The organism is Sporosarcina cyprini, from assembly GCF_022048975.1.
Classification (GTDB): domain Bacteria; phylum Bacillota; class Bacilli; order Bacillales_A; family Planococcaceae; genus Sporosarcina; species Sporosarcina cyprini.
On record NZ_JAKMHX010000025.1, the window covers coordinates 22,410 to 47,434 of the forward strand.

General features: G+C 45.4%; 25 protein-coding genes. 19 read left to right on the forward strand and 6 right to left on the reverse strand.

The window, feature by feature from the left end; all coding sequences use genetic code 11:
- Positions 1 to 36: 36 nt before the first annotated feature.
- Positions 37 to 1,692 (reverse strand): transglutaminase domain-containing protein, encoded by a 1,656-nt coding sequence (locus L7D49_RS10405; protein ID WP_238080772.1) that lies wholly within the window; start codon positions 1,690 to 1,692, stop codon positions 37 to 39.
- A 174-nt stretch (positions 1,693 to 1,866) separates the two neighbouring features.
- On the opposite strand from L7D49_RS10405, the gene L7D49_RS10410 reads away from it, so the two are divergent.
- The 4 genes from L7D49_RS10410 to L7D49_RS10425 all read left to right on the forward strand — a co-directional run bounded on the left by L7D49_RS10410 (position 1,867) and on the right by L7D49_RS10425 (position 5,116).
- Entirely contained in the window at positions 1,867 to 2,304 is a 438-nt protein-coding gene (locus L7D49_RS10410; RefSeq protein WP_238080773.1) for a cell wall hydrolase, read from the forward strand.
- A 192-nt stretch (positions 2,305 to 2,496) separates the two neighbouring features.
- Positions 2,497 to 3,189 carry a dethiobiotin synthase gene (gene bioD, locus L7D49_RS10415; RefSeq protein ID WP_238080774.1) on the forward strand — a complete coding sequence of 231 codons (693 nt, stop codon included), beginning with the start codon at positions 2,497 to 2,499 and terminating at the stop codon, positions 3,187 to 3,189.
- Complete coding sequence (gene bioA / locus L7D49_RS10420; protein ID WP_238080775.1) at positions 3,186 to 4,565, forward strand: adenosylmethionine--8-amino-7-oxononanoate transaminase; 1,380 nt, start codon at positions 3,186 to 3,188, stop codon at positions 4,563 to 4,565. The genes bioD and bioA overlap by 4 nt, the downstream gene beginning before the upstream one ends.
- A complete protein-coding gene (locus tag L7D49_RS10425) occupies positions 4,562 to 5,116 on the forward strand; it encodes a biotin transporter BioY (protein WP_238080776.1) in 555 nt (184 codons plus the stop codon). The genes bioA and L7D49_RS10425 overlap by 4 nt, the downstream gene beginning before the upstream one ends.
- Positions 5,117 to 5,168: 52 nt before the next feature.
- On the opposite strand, the gene L7D49_RS10430 is transcribed toward L7D49_RS10425, so the two are convergent.
- Genes L7D49_RS10430 through L7D49_RS10450 form a run of 5 tightly spaced genes read right to left on the reverse strand, consistent with a single transcriptional unit; the run spans position 5,169 to position 9,097 of the window.
- Complete coding sequence (locus L7D49_RS10430; protein WP_238080777.1) at positions 5,169 to 5,810, reverse strand: response regulator; 642 nt, start codon at positions 5,808 to 5,810, stop codon at positions 5,169 to 5,171.
- Between the two features lie 28 nt (positions 5,811 to 5,838).
- Positions 5,839 to 6,957: a GAF domain-containing sensor histidine kinase gene (locus L7D49_RS10435; RefSeq protein WP_238080778.1), complete on the reverse strand. Its 1,119-nt coding sequence runs from the start codon at positions 6,955 to 6,957 to the stop codon at positions 5,839 to 5,841.
- Positions 6,958 to 6,991: 34 nt separating this feature from the next.
- Entirely contained in the window at positions 6,992 to 7,339 is a 348-nt protein-coding gene (locus L7D49_RS10440) for a VOC family protein (RefSeq protein ID WP_238080779.1), read from the reverse strand.
- A 13-nt stretch (positions 7,340 to 7,352) separates the two neighbouring features.
- Positions 7,353 to 8,381, reverse strand: a complete 1,029-nt coding sequence (locus L7D49_RS10445) for an S-adenosylmethionine:tRNA ribosyltransferase-isomerase (protein ID WP_238080780.1) — start codon at positions 8,379 to 8,381, stop codon at positions 7,353 to 7,355.
- Positions 8,381 to 9,097 (reverse strand): SDR family NAD(P)-dependent oxidoreductase, encoded by a 717-nt coding sequence (locus L7D49_RS10450; protein ID WP_238080781.1) that lies wholly within the window; start codon positions 9,095 to 9,097, stop codon positions 8,381 to 8,383. Before L7D49_RS10450 ends, L7D49_RS10445 begins: the two co-directional genes overlap by 1 nt.
- A 374-nt stretch (positions 9,098 to 9,471) precedes the next feature.
- On the opposite strand from L7D49_RS10450, the gene L7D49_RS10455 reads away from it, so the two are divergent.
- The 15 genes from L7D49_RS10455 (at position 9,472) to L7D49_RS10525 (ending at position 24,500) form a co-directional block, all read left to right on the forward strand.
- Complete coding sequence (locus tag L7D49_RS10455) at positions 9,472 to 9,978, forward strand: RNA polymerase sigma factor (RefSeq protein ID WP_238080782.1); 507 nt, start codon at positions 9,472 to 9,474, stop codon at positions 9,976 to 9,978.
- Entirely contained in the window at positions 9,959 to 10,609 is a 651-nt protein-coding gene (locus L7D49_RS10460; protein WP_238080783.1) for a zf-HC2 domain-containing protein, read from the forward strand. Before L7D49_RS10455 ends, L7D49_RS10460 begins: the two co-directional genes overlap by 20 nt.
- A 181-nt stretch (positions 10,610 to 10,790) precedes the next feature.
- Positions 10,791 to 11,171: a BlaI/MecI/CopY family transcriptional regulator gene (locus tag L7D49_RS10465; protein WP_238080784.1), complete on the forward strand. Its 381-nt coding sequence runs from the start codon at positions 10,791 to 10,793 to the stop codon at positions 11,169 to 11,171.
- Positions 11,168 to 12,787 (forward strand): M56 family metallopeptidase, encoded by a 1,620-nt coding sequence (locus L7D49_RS10470; protein ID WP_238080785.1) that lies wholly within the window; start codon positions 11,168 to 11,170, stop codon positions 12,785 to 12,787. The genes L7D49_RS10465 and L7D49_RS10470 overlap by 4 nt, the downstream gene beginning before the upstream one ends.
- A 272-nt stretch (positions 12,788 to 13,059) precedes the next feature.
- Complete coding sequence (locus L7D49_RS10475; RefSeq protein WP_238080786.1) at positions 13,060 to 13,578, forward strand: DinB family protein; 519 nt, start codon at positions 13,060 to 13,062, stop codon at positions 13,576 to 13,578.
- Positions 13,579 to 13,699: 121 nt separating this feature from the next.
- Positions 13,700 to 14,260, forward strand: a complete 561-nt coding sequence (locus L7D49_RS10480) for a lysozyme inhibitor LprI family protein (protein WP_238080787.1) — start codon at positions 13,700 to 13,702, stop codon at positions 14,258 to 14,260.
- A gap of 670 nt (positions 14,261 to 14,930) precedes the next feature.
- Positions 14,931 to 15,842, forward strand: coding sequence for a peptidase U32 family protein (locus tag L7D49_RS10485; RefSeq protein ID WP_418895876.1), 912 nt, complete (start codon positions 14,931 to 14,933; stop codon positions 15,840 to 15,842).
- A gap of 12 nt (positions 15,843 to 15,854) precedes the next feature.
- On the forward strand, positions 15,855 to 17,114 hold the full coding sequence (locus L7D49_RS10490; protein ID WP_238080789.1) for a peptidase U32 family protein: 1,260 nt from the start codon (positions 15,855 to 15,857) through the stop codon (positions 17,112 to 17,114).
- 473 nt (positions 17,115 to 17,587) lie between these two features.
- Positions 17,588 to 18,022, forward strand: coding sequence for a helix-turn-helix domain-containing protein (locus L7D49_RS10495; protein WP_238080790.1), 435 nt, complete (start codon positions 17,588 to 17,590; stop codon positions 18,020 to 18,022).
- Positions 18,019 to 18,747 (forward strand): ABC transporter ATP-binding protein, encoded by a 729-nt coding sequence (locus tag L7D49_RS10500; protein ID WP_238080791.1) that lies wholly within the window; start codon positions 18,019 to 18,021, stop codon positions 18,745 to 18,747. The genes L7D49_RS10495 and L7D49_RS10500 overlap by 4 nt, the downstream gene beginning before the upstream one ends.
- Positions 18,748 to 18,752: 5 nt before the next feature.
- Positions 18,753 to 19,472, forward strand: coding sequence for an ABC transporter permease (locus L7D49_RS10505; RefSeq protein WP_336246389.1), 720 nt, complete (start codon positions 18,753 to 18,755; stop codon positions 19,470 to 19,472).
- Between the two features lie 280 nt (positions 19,473 to 19,752).
- Positions 19,753 to 21,051 (forward strand): polysaccharide deacetylase family protein, encoded by a 1,299-nt coding sequence (locus L7D49_RS10510; protein WP_238080793.1) that lies wholly within the window; start codon positions 19,753 to 19,755, stop codon positions 21,049 to 21,051.
- 214 nt (positions 21,052 to 21,265) lie between these two features.
- Positions 21,266 to 21,967, forward strand: a complete 702-nt coding sequence (locus L7D49_RS10515) for a response regulator transcription factor (protein ID WP_238080794.1) — start codon at positions 21,266 to 21,268, stop codon at positions 21,965 to 21,967.
- The gene (locus L7D49_RS10520; RefSeq protein WP_238080795.1) at positions 21,964 to 23,418 is read left to right on the forward strand and encodes a sensor histidine kinase; all 1,455 of its coding nucleotides are present in this window, start codon (positions 21,964 to 21,966) and stop codon (positions 23,416 to 23,418) included. Before L7D49_RS10515 ends, L7D49_RS10520 begins: the two co-directional genes overlap by 4 nt.
- A complete protein-coding gene (locus tag L7D49_RS10525) occupies positions 23,415 to 24,500 on the forward strand; it encodes a LolA family protein (RefSeq protein ID WP_238080796.1) in 1,086 nt (361 codons plus the stop codon). The genes L7D49_RS10520 and L7D49_RS10525 overlap by 4 nt, the downstream gene beginning before the upstream one ends.
- Positions 24,501 to 25,025 lie beyond the last annotated feature (525 nt).

The following is a 25,025-nucleotide window of genomic DNA, read 5'->3' on the forward strand; positions in this document are numbered from 1 at the left end:
TTGACACAATAGTGCTGCCATATCCATCACTTCGTGCTAATATCTGACTTCCAGCCGTGTGTGCGTCTTAAATAGTTCCTCAGTCGGATCAAAGTAATCTTCCGTATACTCCGGAATGAATGCATTCCCACTAGTATAGCCGGAGCCCCATGTAGGATCCATCGTAAGCCATTTTCCGTCCACTTTCACTTCCACCCAGGCATGATAATCCGTGGTGTAACCATTGAAAGCTGTTCCTACGATATACCGTGCTTCCATTCCGGACGCACGTAGCAAAGCTATAGCAAGGTACGAATAATCCCCACAAATCCCACTCTTCAACTGAAGTGTTTTTAAGGCACTGTCATCCCATTCATTAATTTTATCGTCCCATTTTTTCACATCATAAGAAATGTTCTTAGCGGTATATTCGTAAACGGCTTTCGCTTTCTCACGATCGGACATCTCGTCGGTTATAAGTTCCCTTGCCAGTGCAATGATTTCCGGCGCATCGGATTGGACACCCTTGGATGGCAAGAGATTGCGTTGATCTTCAGTGTCCTTACTTACTACCGAAAACTCAGCAATATTTACATAATACAGTTCTTTGCCTCTTGCTTCCGGCACATTGACCGTCACATTATATGTGCCAGCTCCGAATCTCAGATAGATCTGATCGTCGAATGTAAAATTGTCGATTGGAATAACGGAATATGCTAGTTCGTTGTCTTTCTCTATCTCAATAAAGAGGTGTGTCGTCTCCTTGGCAAGGGGGTCATCTTTGTCAATGGTGCCTGAAATGCGATAAGTTAAACCGGCTTCTTCGCCACTTTTAGCGGGTGAGGCAAAATGGACTCCACGCTCATCCGTCGTATTTTGGATTGGCTCAAATGTGAGATCGGATTGATTGTCGATATAGACCACAGCACCTTGTTGATAATATTTCTCTTGGTTTTCTGGTGGTAGGTAAACTGTTAATCCATGAACTCCTTTTCCGTAAGGTAATGGCACGTCATAAGAAAATTCACCATTTTTGACAGAGAGTATATGTGACCAGGATTGTTCGCCCTTGAAGAGTACGAGCATAATATTTTCGGCTGTATCAACCTTTCCTTTAAGTGTAAAGACTTCGTTTCCTTTTACGTACCTGCTATCAGGTGCCTGGAGTGAGAGATCCGCAGCTTGCGCGAACGGGGTGTAGACAATTCCATGATCCGTAGTTGGATTTACATTAAAGACAGAGAAAGCAGTCATGTTATCGAATGATTCTTCGAGGATCGTACTGGGGATCAGGACACTTACCAGATAGTCACCCTCTCCATTGAACAGCTTAATATCCTGTTTGAACATACCGTCTTTAATAGGTACATAATGAGAGACCAAATCGCCAAGTTCTTTTCCTTCGTTAAAGCCAATATCAATTACTACATAGTCACCTTTCAATTTTTCATGCTGCTCAATTGTCCCTTCGACTGTCACGACTCCGTTTGCCGCTATTTCCCTGTAAATAGGCTGTGTCAAAGATGCGCCTAATTTCCGGGCATAGGGTGACAGCTCCACCGGTTCCTTTTCCAGTTCATCGTTCTTCTTTTTTGCGGCCTCCTCATACGCCGCCCCCTGCTTTTGCTCTTCCGTAATAGCAAACCCGCTCGTGCAGGCGCTTAATACGAATAAACTCACCAAACTGACAAATGCTATATAAAATTTTTTCATAGATGTCAGATTCCCCCTAGTAAGTAATGTATATCAATAATAACACTATTGCGATAGTTTAAAACAGAGTATTGTCTAAATCGGTATGAGAAAAGGCCTTCCTGTATTATGCGGTCCTCGTTCAGGTGTATCATTAGAGTTTTGCTTTCATATTCTATAGTTGGAGGTGAAAGAATGCCGAGAGTGAAATACCGTGATGCGGATGTTGATTTAATGGCACGGATGATGCGGGCCGAAGCTGAGGGCGAAGGGAAACAAGGGATGCTATATGTCGGAAATGTCATTGTGAATCGGGCAGTAGCCGATTGCTTAGACTTTCGAGATGTTCGAACGATTGAGGATGTGATTTTCCAGGTACAGGGCGGGAATTATTCGTTTGAAGCGGTTCAAAAAGGTAATATGTTTTATCAGCGAGCGAGAGATACGGAAAGAAGATTAGCCAAACAGAATTTGGACTATTGGCGAGTCCACCCGGCAAAATATGCTCTTTGGTACTTTAACCCGTATGCGCCTTGTCCACCGACGTGGTATGGGCAACCTTTTACAGGACAATTTAAGAATCATTGTTTTTATGAACCGGCGGCGGGGACTTGTGATGCTGTTTACAGTTAGTTAAACGAGAGCTTATCAAACGGGATTACTTTGATTGGTCATGAAGACACATATCCGAAAAAAGAGTTTCTCACTTGTGTGGGAAACTTTTTTATATCTCGAAAAAAATTATTTTACTATATTCACAAACCTCCTCAATTTGTGTTAACCTATATTTCGTTATGGTTAACACAAAAGTTAAGGAGGGTTTTTATGGCGAACTATTTTTGGGTAGTCGGAACCGATACTGATGTCGGAAAAACAATAGCGACGACAATTTTGATGCGTTATTTCCAAACCAAAGGGGAGGTGCTGCCCTATAAGCCGGTTCAGACAGGGCTCATTGAGGAAGGGGGCCTCACGTATTACGGCGATACTCAGTTTTATCGGTCCTTCAGTGAAATGGAACTGGATGAACAGAATATCAACAGTTATTCCTTTAAGGAGCCTGCTTCTCCTCATTATGCTGCAAGATTAGAAGGAGCGACCATTGATGAGAAGCGCATCCTTCAACATATTGAGAGGTTGAAGTCTCAATACGATTATGTAATTTGTGAAGGAGCGGGTGGATTGTATGTCCCGTTAGATGAGAAACGGAATTACTATTTCCACCACCTCATAAAAGAAACACAAATGCCTGTCGTGCTGGTGACTCGGACAACACTCGGTACCATTAATCACACGTTATTAACAATCGAGGCATTGCGTGCAAAAGGCATTCCTATTGCAGGAATTGTGTGTAATGCATTTGAGGGGACTGAACTTGAAGTCGATAATGTCACTACGATCCGTCAGGCTACAGGGTTACCTTTAATACTTATTCCGAAGCTGGAAAACACAGCTGATTTGAAGGAGATTCAGTTGGAGGGTGCAGATGAGTTTTTTGAAAGGTTGCGGAGCCTATGATTTCTGATATGCAACGAAGGGATTTACGCCATGTGTGGCATCCTTGTTCCCAGATGAAAGATTATGAAGAGTTTCCGCCTATCGTAATAAAAAGTGGGAAAGGCATTTATTTATATGATGAAAACGGCAAAGCGTACATAGACGCGGTGTCTTCCTGGTGGGTGAATTTATTCGGCCACGCCAATGAACGGATCAGCGATGCCCTTGCCGAACAGGCTAGACAGTTGGAGCATGTCATTTTTGCGAATTTTACTCATGAGCCTGCGGTGCGTTTAGCTGAAAAGTTAGCTCGAATTACGCCAGAAGGCTTAACTAAAGTGTTTTTTGCGGATAACGGATCTTCTGCGGTTGAAGTCGCCCTGAAAATGAGCTTCCAATACCATAAGCAGAAGAATAAACCGAACAAAACTCGTTTTCTAGCATTGTCCAATGCGTATCATGGCGAAACATTAGGCGCTCTTTCCGTTGGAGGCGTCGGTCTGTACAATGAAGTGTTTCAGCCGCTATTGCTGCAAACAATACGTGCGGAAGGGCCGGATTGCTTTCGATGCCCATTTCAGGAGAGACCCGAAAGCTGCAATACGCCTTGTATTTCTATCATTGAGGAAAAATTGAAGCGGCATCGTGAGGAACTGTCGGCTGTTATTATTGAACCGTTAATCCAAGCTGCGGCTGGCATGAAAATGTATCCTCCGGGTTATGTAAGTCGGCTGAAGCAGCTTTGTTCGCAATACGATGTCCATTTGATTGCGGATGAAGTGGCAGTCGGTTTTGGACGGACGGGGACGATGTTTGCGTGCGAGCAGGCGGGTATCACGCCAGATTTTATGTGCCTTTCCAAAGGACTGACGGGAGGTTATTTGCCATTGTCCGTTGTCATGACGACGGACGAGATATACGATGCTTTTTATGATGAATATGAAACGATGAAAGCCTTTTTGCATTCCCACAGCTATACGGGAAATCCGCTGGCCTGTAGAGTGGCGCTTGAAGTGTTGCAGATTTTCGAAGATGAGAAGTACATAGAGCAAATTCAGGACAAAGGAGCGTATATGAAGGAACTTGCTTCACAAGTTTTCAGCGGCCAGCCTCATGTCGGTGAGTATCGCCAAACCGGAATGGTAGGAGCAATTGAATTAATACAGGACAAAGCCACAAAAGAACCATTTCCATCTGAAGAACGAGTGGGGTATCAAATCTATAAAATTGCGCTTGAAAAAGGGCTGCTCCTCCGTCCGCTTGGCAATGTCCTTTATTTTATGCCGCCCTATGTCATTTCCAAAGAGGAAATCCAGAGCATGATCATGATTGCGAATGAATCGATCCAGCAATACCTTGAGAGAAGACAGGACCAATTGAAGGTGCTGAAGAAGTGAAGAAAAATCTAACCTATTCATTGGCACTTGTCTCATTGTTCGCATCTCTAACGGCAGTCGGGGCGTTTATCAAAATCCCATTGCCTTATGTTCCGTTCACGTTGCAAACACTCTTTGTGTTCCTGGCGGGAAGCCTGTTAGGGAGCAGGAGAGGAGGCCAAAGTCAGCTTCTTTACGTAGTGACCGGTCTGGCAGGGCTTCCCGTCTTCACGCAAGGTGGAGGAATCGGTTATGTCCTGCAGCCTACGTTTGGCTATTTGATCGGATTTGTTGTGGCTGCGTTCGTCGTTGGGTTGATTTCGGAACGTGTTAAGAAACCGAAGGCTTATAAGTTCATTCTTGCAAATCTCGCGGGGTTAGCAGTCGTATATCTCGTTGGCGTCAGTTATTTATATATGGCGCTTAATACGTGGATGCGGATTGACACTAGCTGGGGACAAGCAATTATGGTGGGAGTTGTTTATGGCATTGCCGGGGATGTAATCATTTCCGTTTTGGCAGGATTGTTGACGATGAGATTGTGGAAAGTTTTTTCTTCTATTAGAAAATGAACTGGTAAGACTGGGTGTGTTTCACTGCCCAGTCTTTTACGCCTTAACCGGCTCAATCCACCAGCCGATGTTTCACCGCATACAATGCGGCCTGCGTCCGATCGGCAAGCTCAAGCTTGGCAAGTACATTGGATACATGCGTTTTCACCGTCTTTTCTGTAATGAACAGGGAGGCGGCGATTTCTTTATTGCTCTTTCCTCTCGCGATTTCTTGTAAGACATCGAGCTCCCGCTTGGTTAATTCCTCGACACGTCCTTTGTCCTGTTGGCCTCGATTCGTGAACGTGTTCATGAGATGGGAGGTCGCTTTCGGATGCAACTGATTTTCGCCGTTAATGATTTTCTTCAATGACGTGACGAGCTCATCCGGCTGGATATCCTTCAATTGAAACCCGGAGGCGCCGGCTTCGAGTGCGGGAAGGACATGGTCTTGGTCGGAAAAACTTGTGAGCATCATAATTTTCATGTCGGGATGTTGTTGCTTGATGCGCTTCGTCGCTTCGATGCCATCCATCTCAGGCATGACGAGATCCATGAGAATCAAATCCGGCTTCAGGGAATTGGCGAGCTCAACGGCTTCCTTTCCATTAGCCGCTTCCCCGACGATTTCTAAATCCGGCTGGGTGCGGAAAAAGAAGACAAGCCCTTTCCGGACAACATGATGGTCATCGACAACTAAAATACGGATGCTCATAGCTTTTCCTCCTTCTCATAGCCTGGCCTTACAACGGAATCTGAATGTGGATTGTCGTCCCGCTTCCAAGCCTGCTCGTTACTTCAAATTGTCCATTCAATGCTTCGGTTCTCGTTTTCATATTACGCAAGCCGAGCGATAAGATGGGGGAGTTCTCATCATAATGAAAACCGCATCCGGCATCCTGAATAGTCATCTTCACTTCATTTTCGCCCGCTTGGAAGGAGAGCATGGCTGCATTGGTCCCGGCATGCTTTTTACAATTGGCGAGCGCCTCTTGCCCGATTCGCCACAGCGCTTCTTCGACTTTTCCAGGTAAGCTGACGGCCCCACTCATCTTCGATTCAATGGAAAGGCCTATCATTTCTGCATAACTGCTGAGTGCACTCACTAAGCCATTTTCAAGTCCTTGCGGTTTTAATTGCCAGATTAACCCCCGCATTTCCCCGAGAGCTTCCTGGGTCAAATCTTGTATGTAGCGGAAGGTTTGCTTCACTTCTTCCTCGGATGTCATTTCCACGCCTGCCCTCGCTGTCAGGCTCAAGGAGAATAGCAGCTGGTTCACGGAATCATGAAGATCTCGTGCCAGCCGGTTCCGCTCGGCAATCAAAGCAGTTTCCTGTTCACGGTGCGTGAGCTTGATGCGCTTGAGGGCCGTTCCAATTTGGAAAGCGACGGCCTCTAGCAGCGCCAGTTCATTCTTTTCAAAATGCGTTTTATAGGGAGAGCCGACATTTAAGATACCGAACCGTTCCTCGCCAGCGCGAAGGGGAACGGTGGCATGATGGGTCAGTCCGCATGTGTTGCCAGCCTCATCTGCCATCGCATCCTCAATGCGTTTGCATTCAATTATATTGGTCGCCTTATTTAATTCATGGTTATTATATCGATTGACGCACCAGCACTTCCCCTGGCACATTCTTAATTTATCTTGATTCAGTAAAGCAGGCGGCAACGCGACATCTGCAATGAGCTCGTGCCTGCCGCGTCCATCGATCAAAAAGATCCAGCCGGTTTGAAGGCCGGTGACCTGAAGAAGCTTTTGCAGAACGCCGGAGAGTACCGCCTTCGTGTCCGTTCCTTCATTTAAAAGCTCGGCAATTTCTTTTAAAACGGTGATATCTTCGTATGTCGCTTCTCCAGACATTCCATTTCCCTCCAGCCAGCTTACTATATTTCCATTATACTGTACTTGTCGTTTGAAGGAACTCTATGATTTCTCGATTGGGTCCCTCGTAAAAAGCGGTTTGCCATCCATTGTGAAGCAGATAGGGTCCTTCGATCTTTTTCATTTTATCCAACCGGCTCATCACTACCTGAAGATCCGTGACTTCAAAACAAAAATGGAGTATATTCTCGTCTTCTTCCGTTTCTATCAATTCTAGCCTGAAATCACCTGAGGATAAAAACACAATCTTTTCCTCCATAAAACTGAAGCGGGTTTCTATTTCAAGATTGAGGAGCTCTTGATAAAAAGCTGTAGATTGTTCAAGATTCCTTATGTTCACTCCGTAATGATGGAATCGCATTAGACCAACCCCTTCAAATGAGTAAATTCATGTCACCGAATTCATGCCATAAGTAGCGGGATTTGATAGCTTCCGCGTAAGCAACTTGTAAATGATCCTCGGAAACAAATGCGGATAGCATCTCCAAGTGGCTGGCCTTTGGTTCGTGCAGGCCGGTTATCATCCCATCGACCAGCTGCAAAGGGTAGTGGTGGTTAATATACAGATTGGTTACGCCGGACAATGTATTCGTCAGGGCAGCACTTTCAAGAGCTCGCACGACGGTTGTTCCGACGGCAATCACTCTGTTCCCGGTAGCCTTCGCCTGTAAAATCTTCTGCATAGTACCCTCGGAAATATGATATTCTTCTTCATTGTCCTCCGGCGACTGTTCGTAATCGTCATCGAGCAAATAGCTCAATCCCGTGTGCAATTGAATATACTCAATCTGGACGCCTCTTTGCATTAAGGAAAAGAGGAGCTCCCAGCTGAACGCCCGGCCGGCTGACGGCATTTCAACCGACCCTGGATGGCTGCCGAACACGGTTTGGTAGCTATCCAATTGCCATGGTTCCTGAATGTATTCATACCGTATCGGCTCGCCGAGAGAATAAATGTCTTGAAACAAATCCAATCCCTTTTTGGAAAACTGAATGGTCGTTAGCGGGGAATTGTCCCGATGTTCGATAACGGTAGCCGATAGATCCACTGAAAAATGCAAGGTATCGCCTGGTTGAACAGGTCCCGCAATAATCAATGCATCCCATGAATCTTCATTTCGGCGGCGTGCCAATCGGACTTCCACTTGTGCTCCTAATTGCTCTTGCTGCCGTGACCATTTCCCTTGCAAGACGGCAGGTATCGTGCGGCTGTTATTTAAAATGACCAGATCGCCTGGTTGTAGATAATCTAGTACATGATCAAATCGGTCGTGTTGAATTTCTCCCGTTGTCCGATTCAGCACCATCATTCTGACATGATCCCTTCGCAAGCCCCTTTTTTCAGGAGGATGGGAAGCATTTAGTTCATCCGGCAGGTGGAAATCCAGTGCTTTGACGGCCATCACGCTTCACCTTCCGGCTGGGCTTCGAGGCGCTGCCCGTGGATTTCGGCTGAGTCACTTGAAGCGAGGTGGAGAAACACATCCACGACATCTTCAGGGTTTGCTAATGGATAATCACAGTCAGGAACGGCTAACCGATGCATGTCAGTGTTCATTTCTCCAGGGTCGACCATATTGACGCGCACATTCGTATGGCGCAGTTCATCCGCCCATGTTTCTGTTAGACCTTCTACTCCAAATTTGGAAATGCCGTATGCTCCCCAGCCGGCATAACCCGTATGGCCAGCTTCCGAAGTGACATTAATGATCGAACCCTCGTTTCGCTCGAGCATGCCAGGCAGGACGCGTCTCGTGACTGAAAATACGGACAAGACATTGACTCGCAGTACATCGGCGAAATCCTCTTCAGGATAGTCGAGAAGCATCGGCATCGGGCTAGGTCCCAAAATCGACGCGTTATTGATCAACACATCAATCCGGCCGTAGGCATGTTCCGTCGTGGCAACGAACCGTTCCACATCCCGTGCATTCGATACATCCGCCGTAATCGCCAGCACTTCGGCTCCAAACAGCTCCGCTTCTTTTTTTACCAACTGCAGATTTTCTGGAGTTCGAGCACAGATGGCGAGCTTTGCCCCCGCTTTTGCAAACGCTAACGTCAATGCTCGGCCTAACCCTTTTGATGCGCCTGTGATCATAACAACTTTATTTTTCATATCCAATCTCTCCTTTATGTGCTTGCTATCCACAGTATATCGATGGCAAGAAATCTTTCCCTCGTAGAAAAGCTTGAACTTTTCTACGACTTTCGATGGAGAAGACGCGGCGGGGAGGCGGATTTATTGTGGTATGATGAATTGGATAAATGTGTGTCCTTTTGGAAAATGAAGCAGCTGCTTTTATATGAAAGGTACTGGCTGTGAACAAACTCTAGATGAAAAGAGTTTGGTTACAGCTTTTTTGTTGGAAAATAAAAAAACATTGTAACGAATTGATAGGTTTCATGATATATAGATGATTTGACTTTCAAAGTCTCAATTTTTCATAGGAACAGATTGAACGTAAGTCTGACAGTGAGAGGAGGTACATAGTGAAAAAAGAAGAGATCTATGAAGAATACGGAGACTTTATTTTTCGATACTTAGTGACCCTTACAAAGGATAGCGAGGCTGCGGAAGAATTAACACAAGAGACGTTTTACCAGGCCATTAAGTCAATTGATAACTTTCGTCCTGACGGAAAAGCGAAATTTTCCACCTGGTTATGCTCCATCGCCAAAAACATGTGGCTGCAAGAAGTGAATCGCCAGAAGAAAAAGCAGCAGCTGCTGGGTTCACTAAAGGGCGAAAATAGCGTGTCTCATACGTTGGAAGAGGAATATTTTCGTAACGAAGACAAAATACATTTCTTCAAACTGGCGCATCAGCTTGATGAAGTGAAACGTGAAATACTGTATCTCCGGTTATTAGGGGATTTATCTTTCAAGGAAATCGGCTCTATTTTTGGAGAGACAGAAAACTGGGCGCGTGTCACATTCTATCGGGCAAAACAACAAATACGAAAGGGTGATCGGACAGATGAATCATCACGTTTTTAGAGATTTGGTACCGAGTTATATTGAAAACCTGACGAGTGAAGAAACCAATCGGCAAATGGAAGAACATATGAGGGAGTGCGAGGCTTGCCGGGAATATCTGAATGAAATGCAAGAGGAGTTATCAGTGGAACGTACGGAGGAGCAAAGAAAAGAGAAGAGAAATATCGACTATTTTAAAAAGGTGAAGTCGAGAAATAAGAAGAAGTTGCTTACCATTGTGGGATCGCTCCTATCCATTTTCTTGATTATTGGAATTGGCTGGTACATCATATTTGTTCATATGTGGATTGTGAATGAAAAGGATGTAAAACTAGCAGTCACCCAGCAGGATCAAACGGTTACGTTATCTTTTCACACGAAACATGACAATCGTTTTATCATTCCGATTGAACATTCGGGAGCTGATTCAAATATGATTGTGGTTTATGAAAAATGGAATGATTTTTCTGAGGCCTCGAATCTTTTGCAGGATGGCAGTAATGTCAGGTTTACTTTTGTGGATGAAAATACATTGTTACTCCACAACGGGAAAGAAAGAAAGCTGACAGAGAAAGATAAACTATATATCCAGTATAAGGATAGAACGGAAGAGATTTTATTGAAGGATCTGTATAAGCCGCAAAACAAGTAATCGTACTGAGTGTATGAGGAATACTAAATTAAACCACTTCTCAGTGTAGGGAGTGGTTTTTTTGCGAGATGGCACGCATTTAGTGCCAAAAATTAATTATCAAATATAGCATTGACTTTTCATACTACAAATGTAGAATATAAATATAAACATTCTACATTTGTAGAGGAAGGAGGATAAAATGAAAAGATTACCTGATGCAGAGTTGGAAATCATGTTAATTATATGGGAAGCCAATGGAGCAGTTACTCGCAGCTATATTCAAGAGCAATTGGAAAAATCTAAAGTTCTTGCGCCCACTACCATCCTATCATTCTTATCAAGGTTGACGTCGAAAGGTTTTTTGCGAATTGAAAAGGAAGGGAAGACAAATTACTACTATCCAATTGTGAGTCATGAAACGTATGCGCACAATGAAAGTAAAACAGTATTAGAAAGGTTCTTTGGAAACTCAGTAAAAAACTTTGTAGCCCATTTAAATGATAGTAAAGCTGTAGACGAAGAGGAGATTGAGGAACTGAGGGCGTTTCTGGATAACTTACCATCGGAGGATTCTAAATGATGGTTCAAAAAGTATTTCTTCAACTAGTAGAAGTTTCAATCATCACGTCAGTACTCATTTTACTTGTTTGTTTGATGTCGCCCATTGTTGAAAAGAAGTATGTGGCGAAATGGAAATATATTGTATGGCTAGGGATTACAATTCGGCTCCTCATTCCAATTCCGATCTCATTACCCGATGCTCCAATTCAAATAAAGCAGGGTGATGCATTTCAAGATTTTACTACAATGCAGGCCGACTTTTTATCAAACATAGCAGTGAATGAAGGAATACATAGTCCGGCGGAAATTCAACGACAAGATGAAACAAAGGGAAGTTCATTTGGTAATTTATCATTTCTTTCAATGATGAGCATCTTATGGCTGGCTGGGACAATATTATTTGTATGCTACCACGCACTAGGGTATTTTCATTTTATCCGAAAAAGCAAACGATGGTCGCTTGAGGCGACTCCCGAACAGCAACTCTTGTTCGAGAGAGTGAAAGCGGACATGGGGATAGCGCGACAGGTTGCTTTACGGCGTTCAAAAGTAGAAAAAAGCCCTTTGTTATACGGGATTCGAAAACCGGTGATCCTCATTCCGGATATCGAATACTCAGAGACAGACATCTATTTGATTTTCAAACATGAGTTAACGCATTTGAAGCGGCATGATATTGAAATTAAATCTGTATTATTTGCCGTCCGAGCCATTCACTGGTTTAATCCGCTCGTGCATCTAATGTCAAAGAAATTCAATGAAACCATTGAGGAAATATGTGATGAATCCGTCATAAGCGGAAAAGATAAAATGTATAAAAAAAGATATATGGAAACGATTCTACGTTCGGTTGAACAGCAAACACGTAAATCGAATCTGTTCACGTCGAATTATAATGGAGGCATTAAAGTTGTGAAAAAAAGATTTCAAAACATCGTGTTAAGTGGAAGTAAAAAGAAAGGAATTGTGTCATTAACCGTATTCTCTATTGGTTGCTTGGTTTCAAGTTCTCTCATCGTTTTTGGTTCAGATGACCAAACGGATTCCAAATTGGAAGATGTACAGGGGCAGAGCGTAAGTGTTGTCGACACACAGGGAGGGGCCGCTGTAAGTCCCTCGAAAGAATCTCTAGGAAATATTGTTGGTATCTATGCAGAATCCAAACGGAATGCAGCGTTAGAACAGTTGATTAGTAAACATTTTGAGATTCCAGAGGACGAGCTGGGGACTACCAAATACTACTATAATTATGTGGACTTAGATGGAAATGGGAAAGACGAGATTCTGGCAGTCGTCATGGGCCCATACTCCAGCGGATCGGGCGGAAGTACAGCACTCTTTGTCTCTGAAACCGAGACAGGAGAATTGCAGCTTAAACAAGATTTGACGCTTATCCAAACGCCAATCATTATTAGTGATAAAGTTACAAATGGGTACAAGGAGATTGTTGTGTTGAACAGTGGTGGGGGTGCAGAAGGTAATTATGTAAAGCTCACTGCAAAGAATGGGAAATACAATAGTGTAAACGACGGTAAGGTACTAAAAGGAGTGGAAGGCATTGCTGGCACGGCGATTATTAGCAATGACATTCCAAAAGATATGGAAGAAGGAACAGCGCTTTACTTAAAGGAATAGCAGCTGCGACATTGAATTCCAAAGCCTGCTAGGCGGAATATAAATATGCATTATATGGCATTCTGTTGGTGATTTGCTTGATAAGTAATAACCATTTCTCTGTAACTAGAGAGGTGGTTATTTTAAATTTACAGTAGTCCGTGAATACTTTCTGCTTCTTCCTCTCTGTCGGGTCATCTTAAATATGAATAAATTACGCAGGAAATAAAGGATTCTACCGATTCATGCGAAATAATACAAGGAGAAATGCATTTTTGAAGGAGCGATGAGTAATGAAAAAGCACCCTGCTGCACAAATGTATGATTACCATGTGTGGGCGAACAACCGCCTATTTGCTCGATTGAGGGAACTGCCGAAGGAGGTCTATGACAGAAAGATTGAAAGTGTGTTTCCGTCCATCGCGGATACGCTGGTCCATATTTTCATGACAGACACAATCTGGCTAGGCGTCATGCAGGGCAAAGCGATGGATGTCATTCAAGCTTCCATGCGTGAAGCGCAAGAGAAGATCGGCGATAAGCGATTGGATACGATAGAATCACTGTTTGGAGAATCGGCTACTGCATACCGGGCATATTTCGCTGAAGTAGGTGATATGCAGAAGGAAGTCTTCCCGGAGCATCCCAAGTTTGGCCGGCTGGAAACGAATCTGGCTGAGCTCGTTCATCATGTCGTCAACCATGGTACATATCACAGGGGGAATGTATCCGCGATGATTCGCCAGCAAGGAGAGGCGGGTGTCCCGACGGATTATATTTATTATCTGTATGAAATTAATTCAACGAACTAGTAGGACAAGCGCCATATTGTAATGGCGTTTTTTTAATGAACCCTGATCATTGAACTTGTAAAGCACACTCTTTAGAATGTAAACAAGATCTCATCCTAGAAAAAGAAAGGTTGTTTTGCAAGTGAAAAAGAACCGCACCTTTTCGATGATACTGCTGACAGTAAGCCTAGGGATAGTTACGGCATGTGGGAACACTTCGGAGGAGCCAACTGCAAAACCGGATGATTCTTCGAAACAAACCCAAAATGAATCCGACCCTAACGCTTCCAATGAAGAAGTTGAGCCTGAGACGAAACCGTCCACTGGGAAGGCTGACGAGGATAATTCATCGCTGACAAAAGAACAGTACCTCGTAAAACTTAATGAGATGGAAGAGGAAGATCGAAACGGAGAAGTGGGTACGACGACGGTAGAGCTTGAGAACCAAGAAACGGAGCGGTTTGAAAAATGGAACAATGAACTGAACCATATCTACGGATTGCTGCAGGAACAGCTCAGCTCGGAACAGATGGAGCAGCTACGAAAAGAGCAGCGGGAATGGATTCAACAGCGTGATGAAAAAGCCAAAAAAGCCTCGCTCGCCTATCAGGGCGGCTCGATGGAAGCCTTGGAATATGTGGCGACGCAAGCAAGCATGACGAAAGAAAGATGCTATGAGCTAGTGGCGAAGTATGTGAATTAAATTTCCAAATTTCTATATTGCTGTAATGGACGAATGGGCTCGTCGATGTGTGCGAGCCTTAATACGTTACCGAAGCATCTGGTTACACACGGTACAGCCGTCAACAATACGGTCAGTCAAATTGCAGGAGCGATCGGGACGGCGGTTGTCATAAAGATTTATTTATCCTAATCCATAGACTATGCAGGTAAGGGCTGTTTGGGCGTGTCAGGAGAACACTGGCATCCAGTTTCGCTTCAGGCCATGCCTGCTACTTCAAGATGAGTTTGGGAATTGCCGCACTTGACACCGCTAAAAGTGGAATCCCGCGAAACAGGCAGGGGAGTAACGATTTATTTAGAAAGGGCCATGTCCTCAAAGGCATGGCTCTTTGTCATGTTGAGCTTTAAGAAAGCTACTGTTTCTATCAATTCCATACCTTGCCATCACCAATTTAGCTTACAAATGGAGTGGTGCGTCTGTGCTGTACTCTCCAAACTCCTTGACTGGTGCATAAGCAAAGAAGACAAAAAGAAGGTAAATAAAGAGCATCTTAAAAACATAGGGAATTCCCTATTTTTTTGCTTAAAGTCAAAAGAGTCATGACTTCGACACGCCTTTGCTCCATTGGCTTTATATAATAAATCTATTACAGCCGCTGTCTAGCGGGACGAAAGGATGCAAACCGATGATTGAACTGATTGCAACAGCTGAATCGATGGGACAAGCCGAAAAGCTGCTGGAGAATGTGGATACCTTATACATAGGAGAAGATGAATTCGGGCTAAGGCTGCCGTTTTCCTTTAGCCGTGACGAACAGAAAGAGATGATTGGATTGGCCCACGATGCGGGGCGTAAGGTGACGGTGGCGTTGAACGCTCTGCTGCATAATGACCGGATCCAAGCAGTACTGCCTTATTTGGAGTTTCTGGCAGAGGCCGGGGCAGATGCGGTGACAATCGGTGATCCCGGTGTCATTCACTTGATGGCGCAGCATGGAATTCATTTGCCATATCTCTATGATGCGCAGACAATGGTGACAAGCGCGAGCCAGGTGAATTTTTGGGCGAAGCGGGGAGCGGTTGGAGCCGTGCTGGCTCGGGAACTGACCAAAGAGGAATTGCTGCAGATCGGCAGGAAGGCAGAAGTGCCGGTGGAAGTGCTTGTGTATGGTGCGACATGCATTCACCAATCGAAGCGGCCACTCGTGCAGAACTATTTTAATTATGTCGGTGAGGGTGCATCGGGGCAGGAGCGTACGCTGTTTTTGTCGGAGCCGAAAAAGGAAGATACCCATTATTCAATTTACGAGGACAGAAACGGTACGCATATCTTCGCGACGAATGACGTTAGTCTTGCAGGACAGCTGGATGTGTTGAATGAAGGGGGATTGCTGAAGTGGAAGCTGGATGGTTTATTTACAAAAGGGGATGCTTTCGTACGAATCGCGGAGCAGTTCAATGAAGCCAAGAAGCTGCTCGAAGCGGGCCAATGGACAATGGATGCAGCTGCACGGCTACAGAAAGAGATCCAGCTCCACCACCCAGTCGGACGGTCACTTGATGAAGGCTTTTTCGTGAAAAATCCAGAGGACATAGCGTAAGGAGAAACCAATATGACAACATTGACTAAGCGAGTTATTACAAAGAAACCAGAAGTGCTGGCGCCTGCGGGGACGCTGGAGAAACTAAAGACGGCAATCCGTTATGGGGCGGATGCGGTGTTTATCGGCGGCAATGCATACGGGTTAAGAAGCCGTGCGGGCAACTTCACGTATGAGGAGATGGCGGAAGGTGTGGCATTTGCGCGGGAGTATCATGCGAAAGTGTATGTCGCTGCCAATATGGTTGCGCATGAAGGCGATACTGCAGGCGCGGGGGACTTTTTCCGGACACTGCGGGACATCGGCATTGATGCAGTCATCGTATCGGATCCTGCGCTTATCGAAATCTGTGCAATGGAAGCGGAAGGGCTGCCAATCCATTTGTCGACACAGGCTTCTGCAACAAATTACGAAACGCTGAATTTCTGGAAATCGGAAGGCCTCGAGCGTGTCGTCCTGGCACGGGAAGTGAGCATGGAGGAGATCAAGGAAATTCGCCAGAAGACCGACGTGGAAATTGAAGCGTTTATCCACGGGGCGATGTGTATTTCCTATTCGGGCCGCTGCACGCTATCGAATCATATGGCAGATCGCGATGCGAACCGCGGGGGCTGCACGCAATCATGCCGCTGGAAATACGGTTTGTTTGAAATGGATGAAGCGGCGGAGCGGACGTCACTGCTCGGTGGTGGTGAGTCAGGCGAGATAGAAGAGGCGTTCTCGATGAGTGCAGTCGACATGGCGATGATCCGGCATATTCCGGAGCTTGTCGAGAACGGCGTTGACAGTTTGAAAATTGAGGGGCGTATGAAATCCATCCATTATGTCTCGACAGTAGCAAATGTATATCGCCAGGCGATCGATGCCTATTGTAATGATCCGGACAATTATGTGTTCAACGAGGAATGGGAAGATGAACTTTGGAAAGTCGCCCAGCGTGAATTGTCGAGCGGGTTTTATTACGGAATACCGAGTGAAGAGGAGCAGCTTTTTGGAAAACCACGCAAGATTCCGGCGTACAGCTTCATCGGCCAGGTGTTAGCGTACGATGAGAAAACGAAGATAGCGACCATTCAGCAGCGCAATGTGTTTGGCCAGGGGGATGCCATCGAGTTCTACGGACCGGGATTCACGCATTTCGAGCAGACGATCGAAGAAATGTGGAATGAAGACGACGAGCCGATCGACCGGGCTCCCAACGCCATGATGACAGTGAAGCTGCGCGTGCTGCAGCCTGTCCGTCCGTATGATATGATGCGCAAGCAACGCTGAGAATAAAGGCATAGCCAGACGTACAGCCCAACTTAATGGCGTTCGTCTGGCTTTATTGGCGTTCAGTCTGAGTTAATGGCGTTCGTCTGGTTTTATTGGCGTTCAGTCTGAGTTAATGGCGTTCGTCTGGTTTTATTGGCGTTCAGTCTGAGTTAATGGCGTTCGTCTGGTTTTATTGGCGTTCAGTCTGAGTTAATGGCGTTCGTCTGGTTTTATTGGCGTTCAGTCTGAGTTAATGGCGTTCGTCTGGCTTTAATGGCGTACAGCCCGAGTTAATGGCGTTCATCTCGGCTTATTGGCGGTTGGTTTGAAAAATCGCATATGCTTTGCCTTTTGTCCATGCGGTCCAAATGGGAAAAGGCGTTTTGAGGTTTTAGGGTCGGGATGTATACAAATTCGAACATCGGTGTTACACGTTGTTGATAGACGATAGCTAGAAATCTAATCATACTGAGGAAGGAGGTGTGAAATATATGATAAGTATGAATTTGAAACGGCTGCGGCAGCAGCATCAGTATACACAGGAGGAACTGGCTGAGCAATTGGGTGTTTCCCGCCAGGTCATTGCGAAGTGGGAAAGAGGCGAGTCGACGCCTGATTTGCATTTTTGCGTCCGGCTTGCAGAATTGTACGATGTGACGCTGGATAATCTCGTGAATTATGACGAGCAACAGGCGGGCGTGGCGGTGCCGCCGAAAGGAAAGCATTTCTTCGGTGCAACGACTGTCAGTGATCGGGGCCAAATCGTCATACCGAAAAAAGCGCGGGAGTTATTCCGAATCGAAGCCGGCGATACGCTTATTATCGTGGGAGATGAGGACCGGGGATTAGCAATTGTGCCGCAACAATATATGCAAGGATTTTTTCCACCGGGTGTCCTTCTTGATCCGGAGGGGGATGAAAAATGAAAGCTATTGAATTGCATCATCTGACCAAACAGTATGGTGGTCGACTTGTGATTAGCGACGTGTCATTGTCGATCGAAAAAGGTGAATTGTTTTCGCTGCTCGGTGTTAACGGAGCCGGAAAATCTACCCTGATTAAGATGCTGACCGGATTGTTGTTGCCGACTAGTGGGAAAGCGGTCATTTTAGGACATGATGTTGTAAAAGAGTCCGATCAAGTAAAACAGGTTATCGCGGTCTCTCCCCAAGAAACGGCAATTGCTCCGAATTTATCTGTCTATGAAAATTTGGATCTGATGGCGGGTGTGCATGGTTTTTCGAAAAGTGAGCGTAAGCGAAAAGTGGCCGACATGATGCAAGCATTCTCCCTTTCTCCATATGCGAAGCAGCGGAGCAAGACGCTTTCGGGCGGCTGGAAGCGACGCTTAAGCATCGCAATGGCCTTGATTGGCGAACCGGAAATTTTATTCTTAGATGAGCCGACATTAGGATTGGATATTTTGGCAAGACGCGAGCTATGGCGCGTGATTTCAGAGTTGAAGGGAAAGGTCACTATCATTCTGACAACGCATTATTTAGAAGAGGCAGAGAGTTTGTCAGACCGCATTTGTATTCTGAAGGCCGGTGAAGTCAAGGCCACTGGAACAGCGGAGGAATTAAAATTACTAACAGGTTCAACTTCTTTTGATGATGCCTTTGTCGCATTAGTGGAAGAGGTGGCGGTTTGAGAACGATGATGTTTGCTTCCCGGACTACAAAAGAAATGATCCGTGATCCGCTGACGTTGTTTTTTGGCTTGGCGTTTCCGATAATTCTTTTGCTGTTGCTGACGCTAATTAATCAAAATATCCCGGACGCTGTTTTCTCTATCACCAATCTAACGCCTGGTATCGCGGTCTTTGGCTTGTCTTTCATGACTTTATTCTCTGCACAAATGATTGCAAAAGATCGAGTCAGTGAGTTATTAACACGGTTATTCACGACCCCCATGACAGCCAAGGACTTCATCACTGGATACACGCTGCCCCTCATTCCCATGGCGATTATGCAAACCGTCATTTGTTATGGTGTTTCCCTGCTGCTCGGGATGGAGCTAACGTGGAAGATTCCAATCGCTATCATAACCATCTTGCCAGTTACTGTTCTGTTTATAGGGATCGGATTGTTATGTGGCAGCCTCTTCAATGAAAAAGCGGTCGCAGCAATTTGCGGGGCGTTGCTCACCAATCTGACTGCCTGGTTATCGGGGACATGGTTCAGTTTAGAACTTGTTGGCGGTTGGTTTGAGAAAATCGCATATGTTTTGCCGTTTGTCCATTCGGTCGAAATGGGGAAAGCCGTTATGCAAGGTAATAATGCTGGTATTTTGCCTCATCTCTGGTGGGTGCTTGGTTACGGTATCGGGATAACGGTGCTTGCTATTTATGTTTTTTCAAGAAGAATTAAAGAATAGAACACTGATCTACAGAGTGTTGCTACCTGTCCAAAGGCTTCTAAAAAGAGAATCATCAAAGTTGGAGGCCTGTAACCAGCTTTTGTGGAATGTAGAGGCTCACCATACATATCCAAAGGGCAGGTTGTATCGATAACATTTATTAATCAATCCACAATAGAACGCCCGCATGGCTATTGTAGCGGGCTTTTTTGGCGCAAAAAATTCTGTTGAGGAAGTTTGAAACTTTTTCCTATAATCTCCGTCTGTAGGTTGCTTACATGATGGCGGGGGTGGTTGTATGAGAAAAATATATAATAGCAGGCATATACTAGTTACTATTCTTTTATTGGGCAGTTTATTTTTGTTTGTGCTTAACGGATCGACTCGATTCTCCTTTCTAAGTGGATCGCATGGAAAAGCATTTGCACAATTGATACAAGGTGATGCTTCAGTTAAGAAGATGAAAATGGAACGAGTGCTGACGTTGGAAAAACGCCAGCCGATTTATATGCGAGGGGAAACACTCGTTCAAATCGGGGAGTTGGAAGCGAATCAGCCTGTAGCGATTGAAGGGGAAGACGAAGCGTACTATTCCATACGGTTCGGAAAGACGATTGCCTTTATTCCCAAGGGGCACGGCACGGTGGATTCGATGAAATTGCTTGTCTCCACGCATGTCGATCAGCTGGTTGCTGTCAAAACCGTACAACGGACAGACGTGTATGAACGGGCTGACAAGCACAGTAAGCGTTTTTTGCAAATCGAGGAAGGATTCCGGTATCCGGTGATTCAGGAGACAGATGACTGGTATGTGATCAAAATGGGTGAGCGGCCGGGGTATATAGCGAAACAGTCCGTAGTGCCAGATGAAGGCTTGCCTGTGCTTGTCTATCACCATATTTTGCCGAGTGAATTGATGACTACGACTGCCAGTACGGTTTCCCTTGAATCCTTCGAACAACAGATATCATATTTAGCGGATCAGAGTTTTAAGACACTAACAGCGGAGCAGCTTTATGATTATTTGGAGGGGCGGCTGATCGTTCCGAGTCGTGCTGTTGTCATCACGTTTGACGATGGCTTGCTGTCGTCGAAGGAATACGCATACCCTATCTTGAAACAATACGGTTTCCAAGCGATGCAGCATATCATTTCCTCTCGTACTGATAGGGCACAGGGAACGCAGCTATTTGATGCAAACGGGCCCCTGCAGTTTTTGACTGCAGCAGAGATGGCTGACATGAGAGACGTTTTCCAATACGAAGCGCATACCCACGAACTCCATGCACTGGAGGAGACAGAGGCAGGGAATGTCGGTATTGCTCTAGGTCTTTCAAAAGAAAGGATTATGGAAGATTTACAGAAAAACAAGGAACACTTGCCTTCCGCTATCACGATCGCCTATCCGTTTGGCCATTACGATGAGGCCTTCCTCGAAGCAGCGAAAGAAACCGGTTTGCTCATCGGCTTTACGACAAATGAGGGATATGCGGACCGACGCGCATCCAATTATGAAGTATGCCGTTATGGGATAACAGAGAAGAAGTCGTTTGCTCAGTTTGTCCAGTATGTAAATGGAGAGATGGAGTGGGAGTAGGGATACCTTCCGATGGGGTCTACGCAACTCCGGCCAGACCCAAACAAAAGAGAAGATGAAAAGACTCGCGACCCCTCCGGACGCTGGTCTTTTTTTTAATTCTCCCAAAAATGGTAGGATGGATACAAGGATACTAGTTGGAAGATATAAAGCTTTTATAAAGTTCCGAGAGATATAGAAAAACGATGATACATTGGAGTCAGGAGGTAAGGCGATGGAGGAACAGCTGTTGTTAGTGGAAGATGATGCGGAAATCGCTCGGATTATCCGGGATACGCTTCGGCAGGAAGGCTATACAGTAACTTGGGCAACGACCGGGCTGGAAGGATGGGAGGATTTCCAGCGAACTGCGTTCGACTTAGTGCTTGTCGATTGGATGCTGCCTGAAATGGACGGCATTACGCTTTGCCAAAACATCCGGTGGAAGAGCGATGTGCCGATCATTATGATCAGTGCTCGGAAGGAAGATGAAGACAAAGTCGAGGGGCTGGACACCGGGGCGGATGATTACCTTGCCAAGCCATTCAGCCTGGCGGAATTAAAAGCCCGCGTTGCTTCTCATCTGCGGAGGTGGCGGCGCTACAATGGCCAAGCGCAGGAGATGGAACACTCGTCGTTTGCAAAGGGATTGAAGGTAGATTGGAAGCGGGAACAGGTATTTTTGAACGGTGAAGAAGTGCTGGTGACAATCAAAGAATTTGAACTGCTCAAGCTGCTTGCTGGGAATCCCGAGCATATCTTTTCAAAGAATGAACTGTATCGTCATGTCTGGCAGCAGTCTGAAATTGGGGATTTGCATACTGTGACCGTGCATATTAAATCACTCCGGGAAAAATTGAACGATCCCGTGAAGACGCCGCATTTTATCCAGACCATATGGGGCAAAGGCTATCGCTTCATTGGTGAAGCGCAATGAAAATCAGGACATGGCTGCTCCTCTCTTTTTTCATCGTCATGCTTTTGCCGCTCGGTGCGGCATATGGCCTCTTCGCATGGATTAACAACTATCATCACGACCGCAATGTGGCCGAGCACGTAGATAATTGGATCGAGTTGAATGCGGTGCAGTCTGTCGTCCGGGAGCCTTCCCTCTATCAGAAGGATGCGGATTGGTCGGAGGTCGGAAAGCTTGCCACAGACCGGCTTTCGATCACATTGTATACTAACTCCGGATTAATGCTCTATTCCTCCAACCCGCTCAAGCAGGGGAATTTGTTAATTGATAACAAAGAAAAGCTCTATAAAGATTTTTATGAGCTTCAGCACTCCTTCGGCCGATACTCGTATAAGGAACCTGTCTGGGAAGGGAAAAACATCGTAGGTGTCTATGAGATTATATGGATCCGGGATGAATGGGTAGCCGGTGTGGAACAGCGGACTTGGTTTGTGACCGCAGTCTTTGGAGCCTTTTTCCTCCTGCTGTTTGGGGCTGTCGTCTGGCTCGTCAACCAGAAATTAAACAGGCCGCTTCATCTTTTGATGGGACAAATGAATTCATTTGCAAAAGGAGAGCCTGTCCAAACAATACCGAAGCGCCATGACGAAATTGGGGAATTGGCCGATAGCTTCGAATCAATGCGGGTGGAGCTCGATGAGGCGAACCGGAGGCTTGCGGCGGAACAACAGCAGCGGGAATTCATGATCGCCAGTATTTCACATGATCTGAAGACGCCCCTGACATCCATCAGGGCCTATGCAGAAGCACTGCAGGCAGGGTCTTCAACGCACGACCAACAAGAATACCACGACATCATCATCGCTAAATCAAATTATATGAGACAGATGCTTGATGACCTGCTTATGTACACCTTGCTGCAATCAAACACGTATGAAATGGAACTCGTGCCTGTAGACGGGGAAGAATTTTTCGAAATGCTTGTGTCCGGCTACGAAACGCTTTGCGCGGAAAAGCGGATTGATTTGCTAGTATCATGTGACGTATCAGGCGACTACAACGTAAATTCCAAGCAACTGATGCGGGTTGTCGACAACCTGATGTCGAATGCCATCGCCCATACGGAGCCCGGCGGAGCAATTGGCCTTGCTGCGGTTCAAGCAGGCAAGACGCCTGCATGGTGCTTGGACTTTGTAACGAGTGAACTAAAGAAAAACGACGGAATGTACTTGATCGTCCAAAACGGAGGAGCGGGACTGTCCCAACAGGAAATAGAGCAAGTCTTCCAGCCGCTCTATCAAGCCGACCAAGCCAGGACGAAAGCAGGAGAACGAGGGACGGGTCTTGGCTTAAGCATTACGAAACAAATTATCGAAAAACATGGAGGCATCGTGCGAATGGCCTCTGTCCAGAACATTGGAACAGCAGTCATTTGCTGGCTGCCTGAAAGGAAAGGGGAAGAAGAAAAATGAATTGGATTAAGACAACTGTAACTATTGGTGTCATGCTGTTTTTTGCCATCGGGCTCGCGGCATGCAGCTCGGAGGAAGGCCAATTTTCACCGAAGGAAGTCATCAATGAAGTGTTGAAGGAAGCAAACGGGCCACTCGAATACTATGGGGAATACGTAATGATTTCGGAAAATGAGTATGAAATAAAAGCGAAGGAATGGGCTTCAGCAGAAGGTAAGCGTCGTATTGAAATGAAAACGGGTGAAAGTGCGGAAGTCATGACTGCTGTGAATGACGGCCAGAAACTATCCTTCTATGATGAGGCTAGCAACACGGCGATGATTATGGAAATGAACGAAGATAGCTTACGCACTTTTAATCATCAATCACCACGCGAGCAAGCCGAAATGCTTCTGGAAATTGTCAAAGACACGCACGACCTCTCTGTAGGGAAAGAAGAGAAAATCGCTGGACGCAACACGTTTCATATTATAGCGGAACCTAAAGATGACAAAACGATAATCGGCAAATATGAAATGTGGATCGATAAAGAAACATGGATTGTGCTAAAATCTTTCTCCGAAAGCAATGGTGTCTCCATGACGCAAGAGTACACCCTAATTGATTTCAAGCCGGAAATAACGGACGATCTCTTTGTGTTGGATATTCCGGAAGACGCGAATATTGAAGCGTTTGATGAAGAAAGCATGATTCCAGATGAAACGACTCAGGAAGAAGTGAAAAAGGAACTTGGCGCATACTTTCAAATTTCCGAGACGGACGGCTTGCAACTCGATCGTATTACCGTCGAAGATGGCTTTGAAGGACGTCAGGAGTTCTCGTTCGACTATTCGAAAGAAGGTGAACCGGCTTTCTCCGTTAGCGTCTTTAAGCTATCGCCGGATGTGACAGACTTTGGAGGTCTGCCTGCTGAAGAAGAAATCACGATTCGCGGACTGAAAGGCTCAAAAATAGATACCAAAGGATTCCGTACATTGGATTGGGAAGAGGACGGTTTGCAATATGTCGTCCTACTGGAAAACCCTGATATTGGGTTTGAAGAAGTGGAAGCCTATTTAGAAGAAATGGTAGTCGTGGAGTGAGCATGATCTGAATAGTAAGCTTGAGCAGGGACACACGCTTGGGGGCGTGTGTTCTTTTTTGTGTCCGTAAAAAAAGGAAGAACTAGCTTAGGTGGCTAGTAGAGAAAGAGATGGTACTAGCAAGGAAGCTTTCCTCCACTTGTGCAGGAATACTTTTATTTTGCATGTCGGCAGCCGGATGATTTGTTATAAGACACCATGTTATACAACGTGTGTGCTATGTAAAATGGGGTGAAATGTCAAAGAATTATGCGTGAAAATGAGTAGAAAAAAATTTTTTTGTCACAAAATAGCCTTTTTTGGTTGCATAGCATCGATAGTTTTATTACAATAGCAAAGTATTAAACAGTTAGGTACCTAATTATTAGAAGGTATAAATGATTTGGAGGAGTAGGAATCTCTATTTCCTTCACACTAAACGTAAGTGATATCATTTTCCTTCGGTTATTGTAATAGATCGTATTGATTTAGTATTGGAAATAAAGCTAAGACTAGCTTTTGTTTAGTTCGTTGAAAGCGGGAGTG

Excerpts from the sequence above, each read along its gene's own strand:
- L7D49_RS10490 (WP_238080789.1), top strand. The coding sequence starts at position 15,855 with ATGACAACATTGACTAAGCGAGTTATTACAAAGAAACCAGAAGTGCTG.
- L7D49_RS10520 (WP_238080795.1), top strand. The coding sequence starts at position 21,964 with ATGAAAATCAGGACATGGCTGCTCCTCTCTTTTTTCATCGTCATGCTT.
- bioA (WP_238080775.1), top strand. The coding sequence starts at position 3,186 with ATGATTTCTGATATGCAACGAAGGGATTTACGCCATGTGTGGCATCCT.
- L7D49_RS10515 (WP_238080794.1), top strand. The coding sequence starts at position 21,266 with ATGGAGGAACAGCTGTTGTTAGTGGAAGATGATGCGGAAATCGCTCGG.
- L7D49_RS10465 (WP_238080784.1), top strand. The coding sequence starts at position 10,791 with ATGAAAAGATTACCTGATGCAGAGTTGGAAATCATGTTAATTATATGG.
- L7D49_RS10410 (WP_238080773.1), top strand. The coding sequence starts at position 1,867 with ATGCCGAGAGTGAAATACCGTGATGCGGATGTTGATTTAATGGCACGG.
- L7D49_RS10405 (WP_238080772.1), bottom strand. The coding sequence starts at position 1,692 with ATGAAAAAATTTTATATAGCATTTGTCAGTTTGGTGAGTTTATTCGTA.
- L7D49_RS10445 (WP_238080780.1), bottom strand. The coding sequence starts at position 8,381 with ATGGCCGTCAAAGCACTGGATTTCCACCTGCCGGATGAACTAAATGCT.
- L7D49_RS10510 (WP_238080793.1), top strand. The coding sequence starts at position 19,753 with ATGAGAAAAATATATAATAGCAGGCATATACTAGTTACTATTCTTTTA.
- L7D49_RS10435 (WP_238080778.1), bottom strand. The coding sequence starts at position 6,957 with ATGTCTGGAGAAGCGACATACGAAGATATCACCGTTTTAAAAGAAATT.
- L7D49_RS10470 (WP_238080785.1), top strand. The coding sequence starts at position 11,168 with ATGATGGTTCAAAAAGTATTTCTTCAACTAGTAGAAGTTTCAATCATC.
- L7D49_RS10525 (WP_238080796.1), top strand. The coding sequence starts at position 23,415 with ATGAATTGGATTAAGACAACTGTAACTATTGGTGTCATGCTGTTTTTT.
- L7D49_RS10495 (WP_238080790.1), top strand. The coding sequence starts at position 17,588 with ATGATAAGTATGAATTTGAAACGGCTGCGGCAGCAGCATCAGTATACA.
- L7D49_RS10475 (WP_238080786.1), top strand. The coding sequence starts at position 13,060 with ATGAAAAAGCACCCTGCTGCACAAATGTATGATTACCATGTGTGGGCG.
- L7D49_RS10430 (WP_238080777.1), bottom strand. The coding sequence starts at position 5,810 with ATGAGCATCCGTATTTTAGTTGTCGATGACCATCATGTTGTCCGGAAA.
- L7D49_RS10460 (WP_238080783.1), top strand. The coding sequence starts at position 9,959 with ATGAATCATCACGTTTTTAGAGATTTGGTACCGAGTTATATTGAAAAC.
- L7D49_RS10450 (WP_238080781.1), bottom strand. The coding sequence starts at position 9,097 with ATGAAAAATAAAGTTGTTATGATCACAGGCGCATCAAAAGGGTTAGGC.
- L7D49_RS10505 (WP_336246389.1), top strand. The coding sequence starts at position 18,753 with ATGATGTTTGCTTCCCGGACTACAAAAGAAATGATCCGTGATCCGCTG.
- L7D49_RS10440 (WP_238080779.1), bottom strand. The coding sequence starts at position 7,339 with ATGCGATTCCATCATTACGGAGTGAACATAAGGAATCTTGAACAATCT.
- bioD (WP_238080774.1), top strand. The coding sequence starts at position 2,497 with ATGGCGAACTATTTTTGGGTAGTCGGAACCGATACTGATGTCGGAAAA.
- L7D49_RS10500 (WP_238080791.1), top strand. The coding sequence starts at position 18,019 with ATGAAAGCTATTGAATTGCATCATCTGACCAAACAGTATGGTGGTCGA.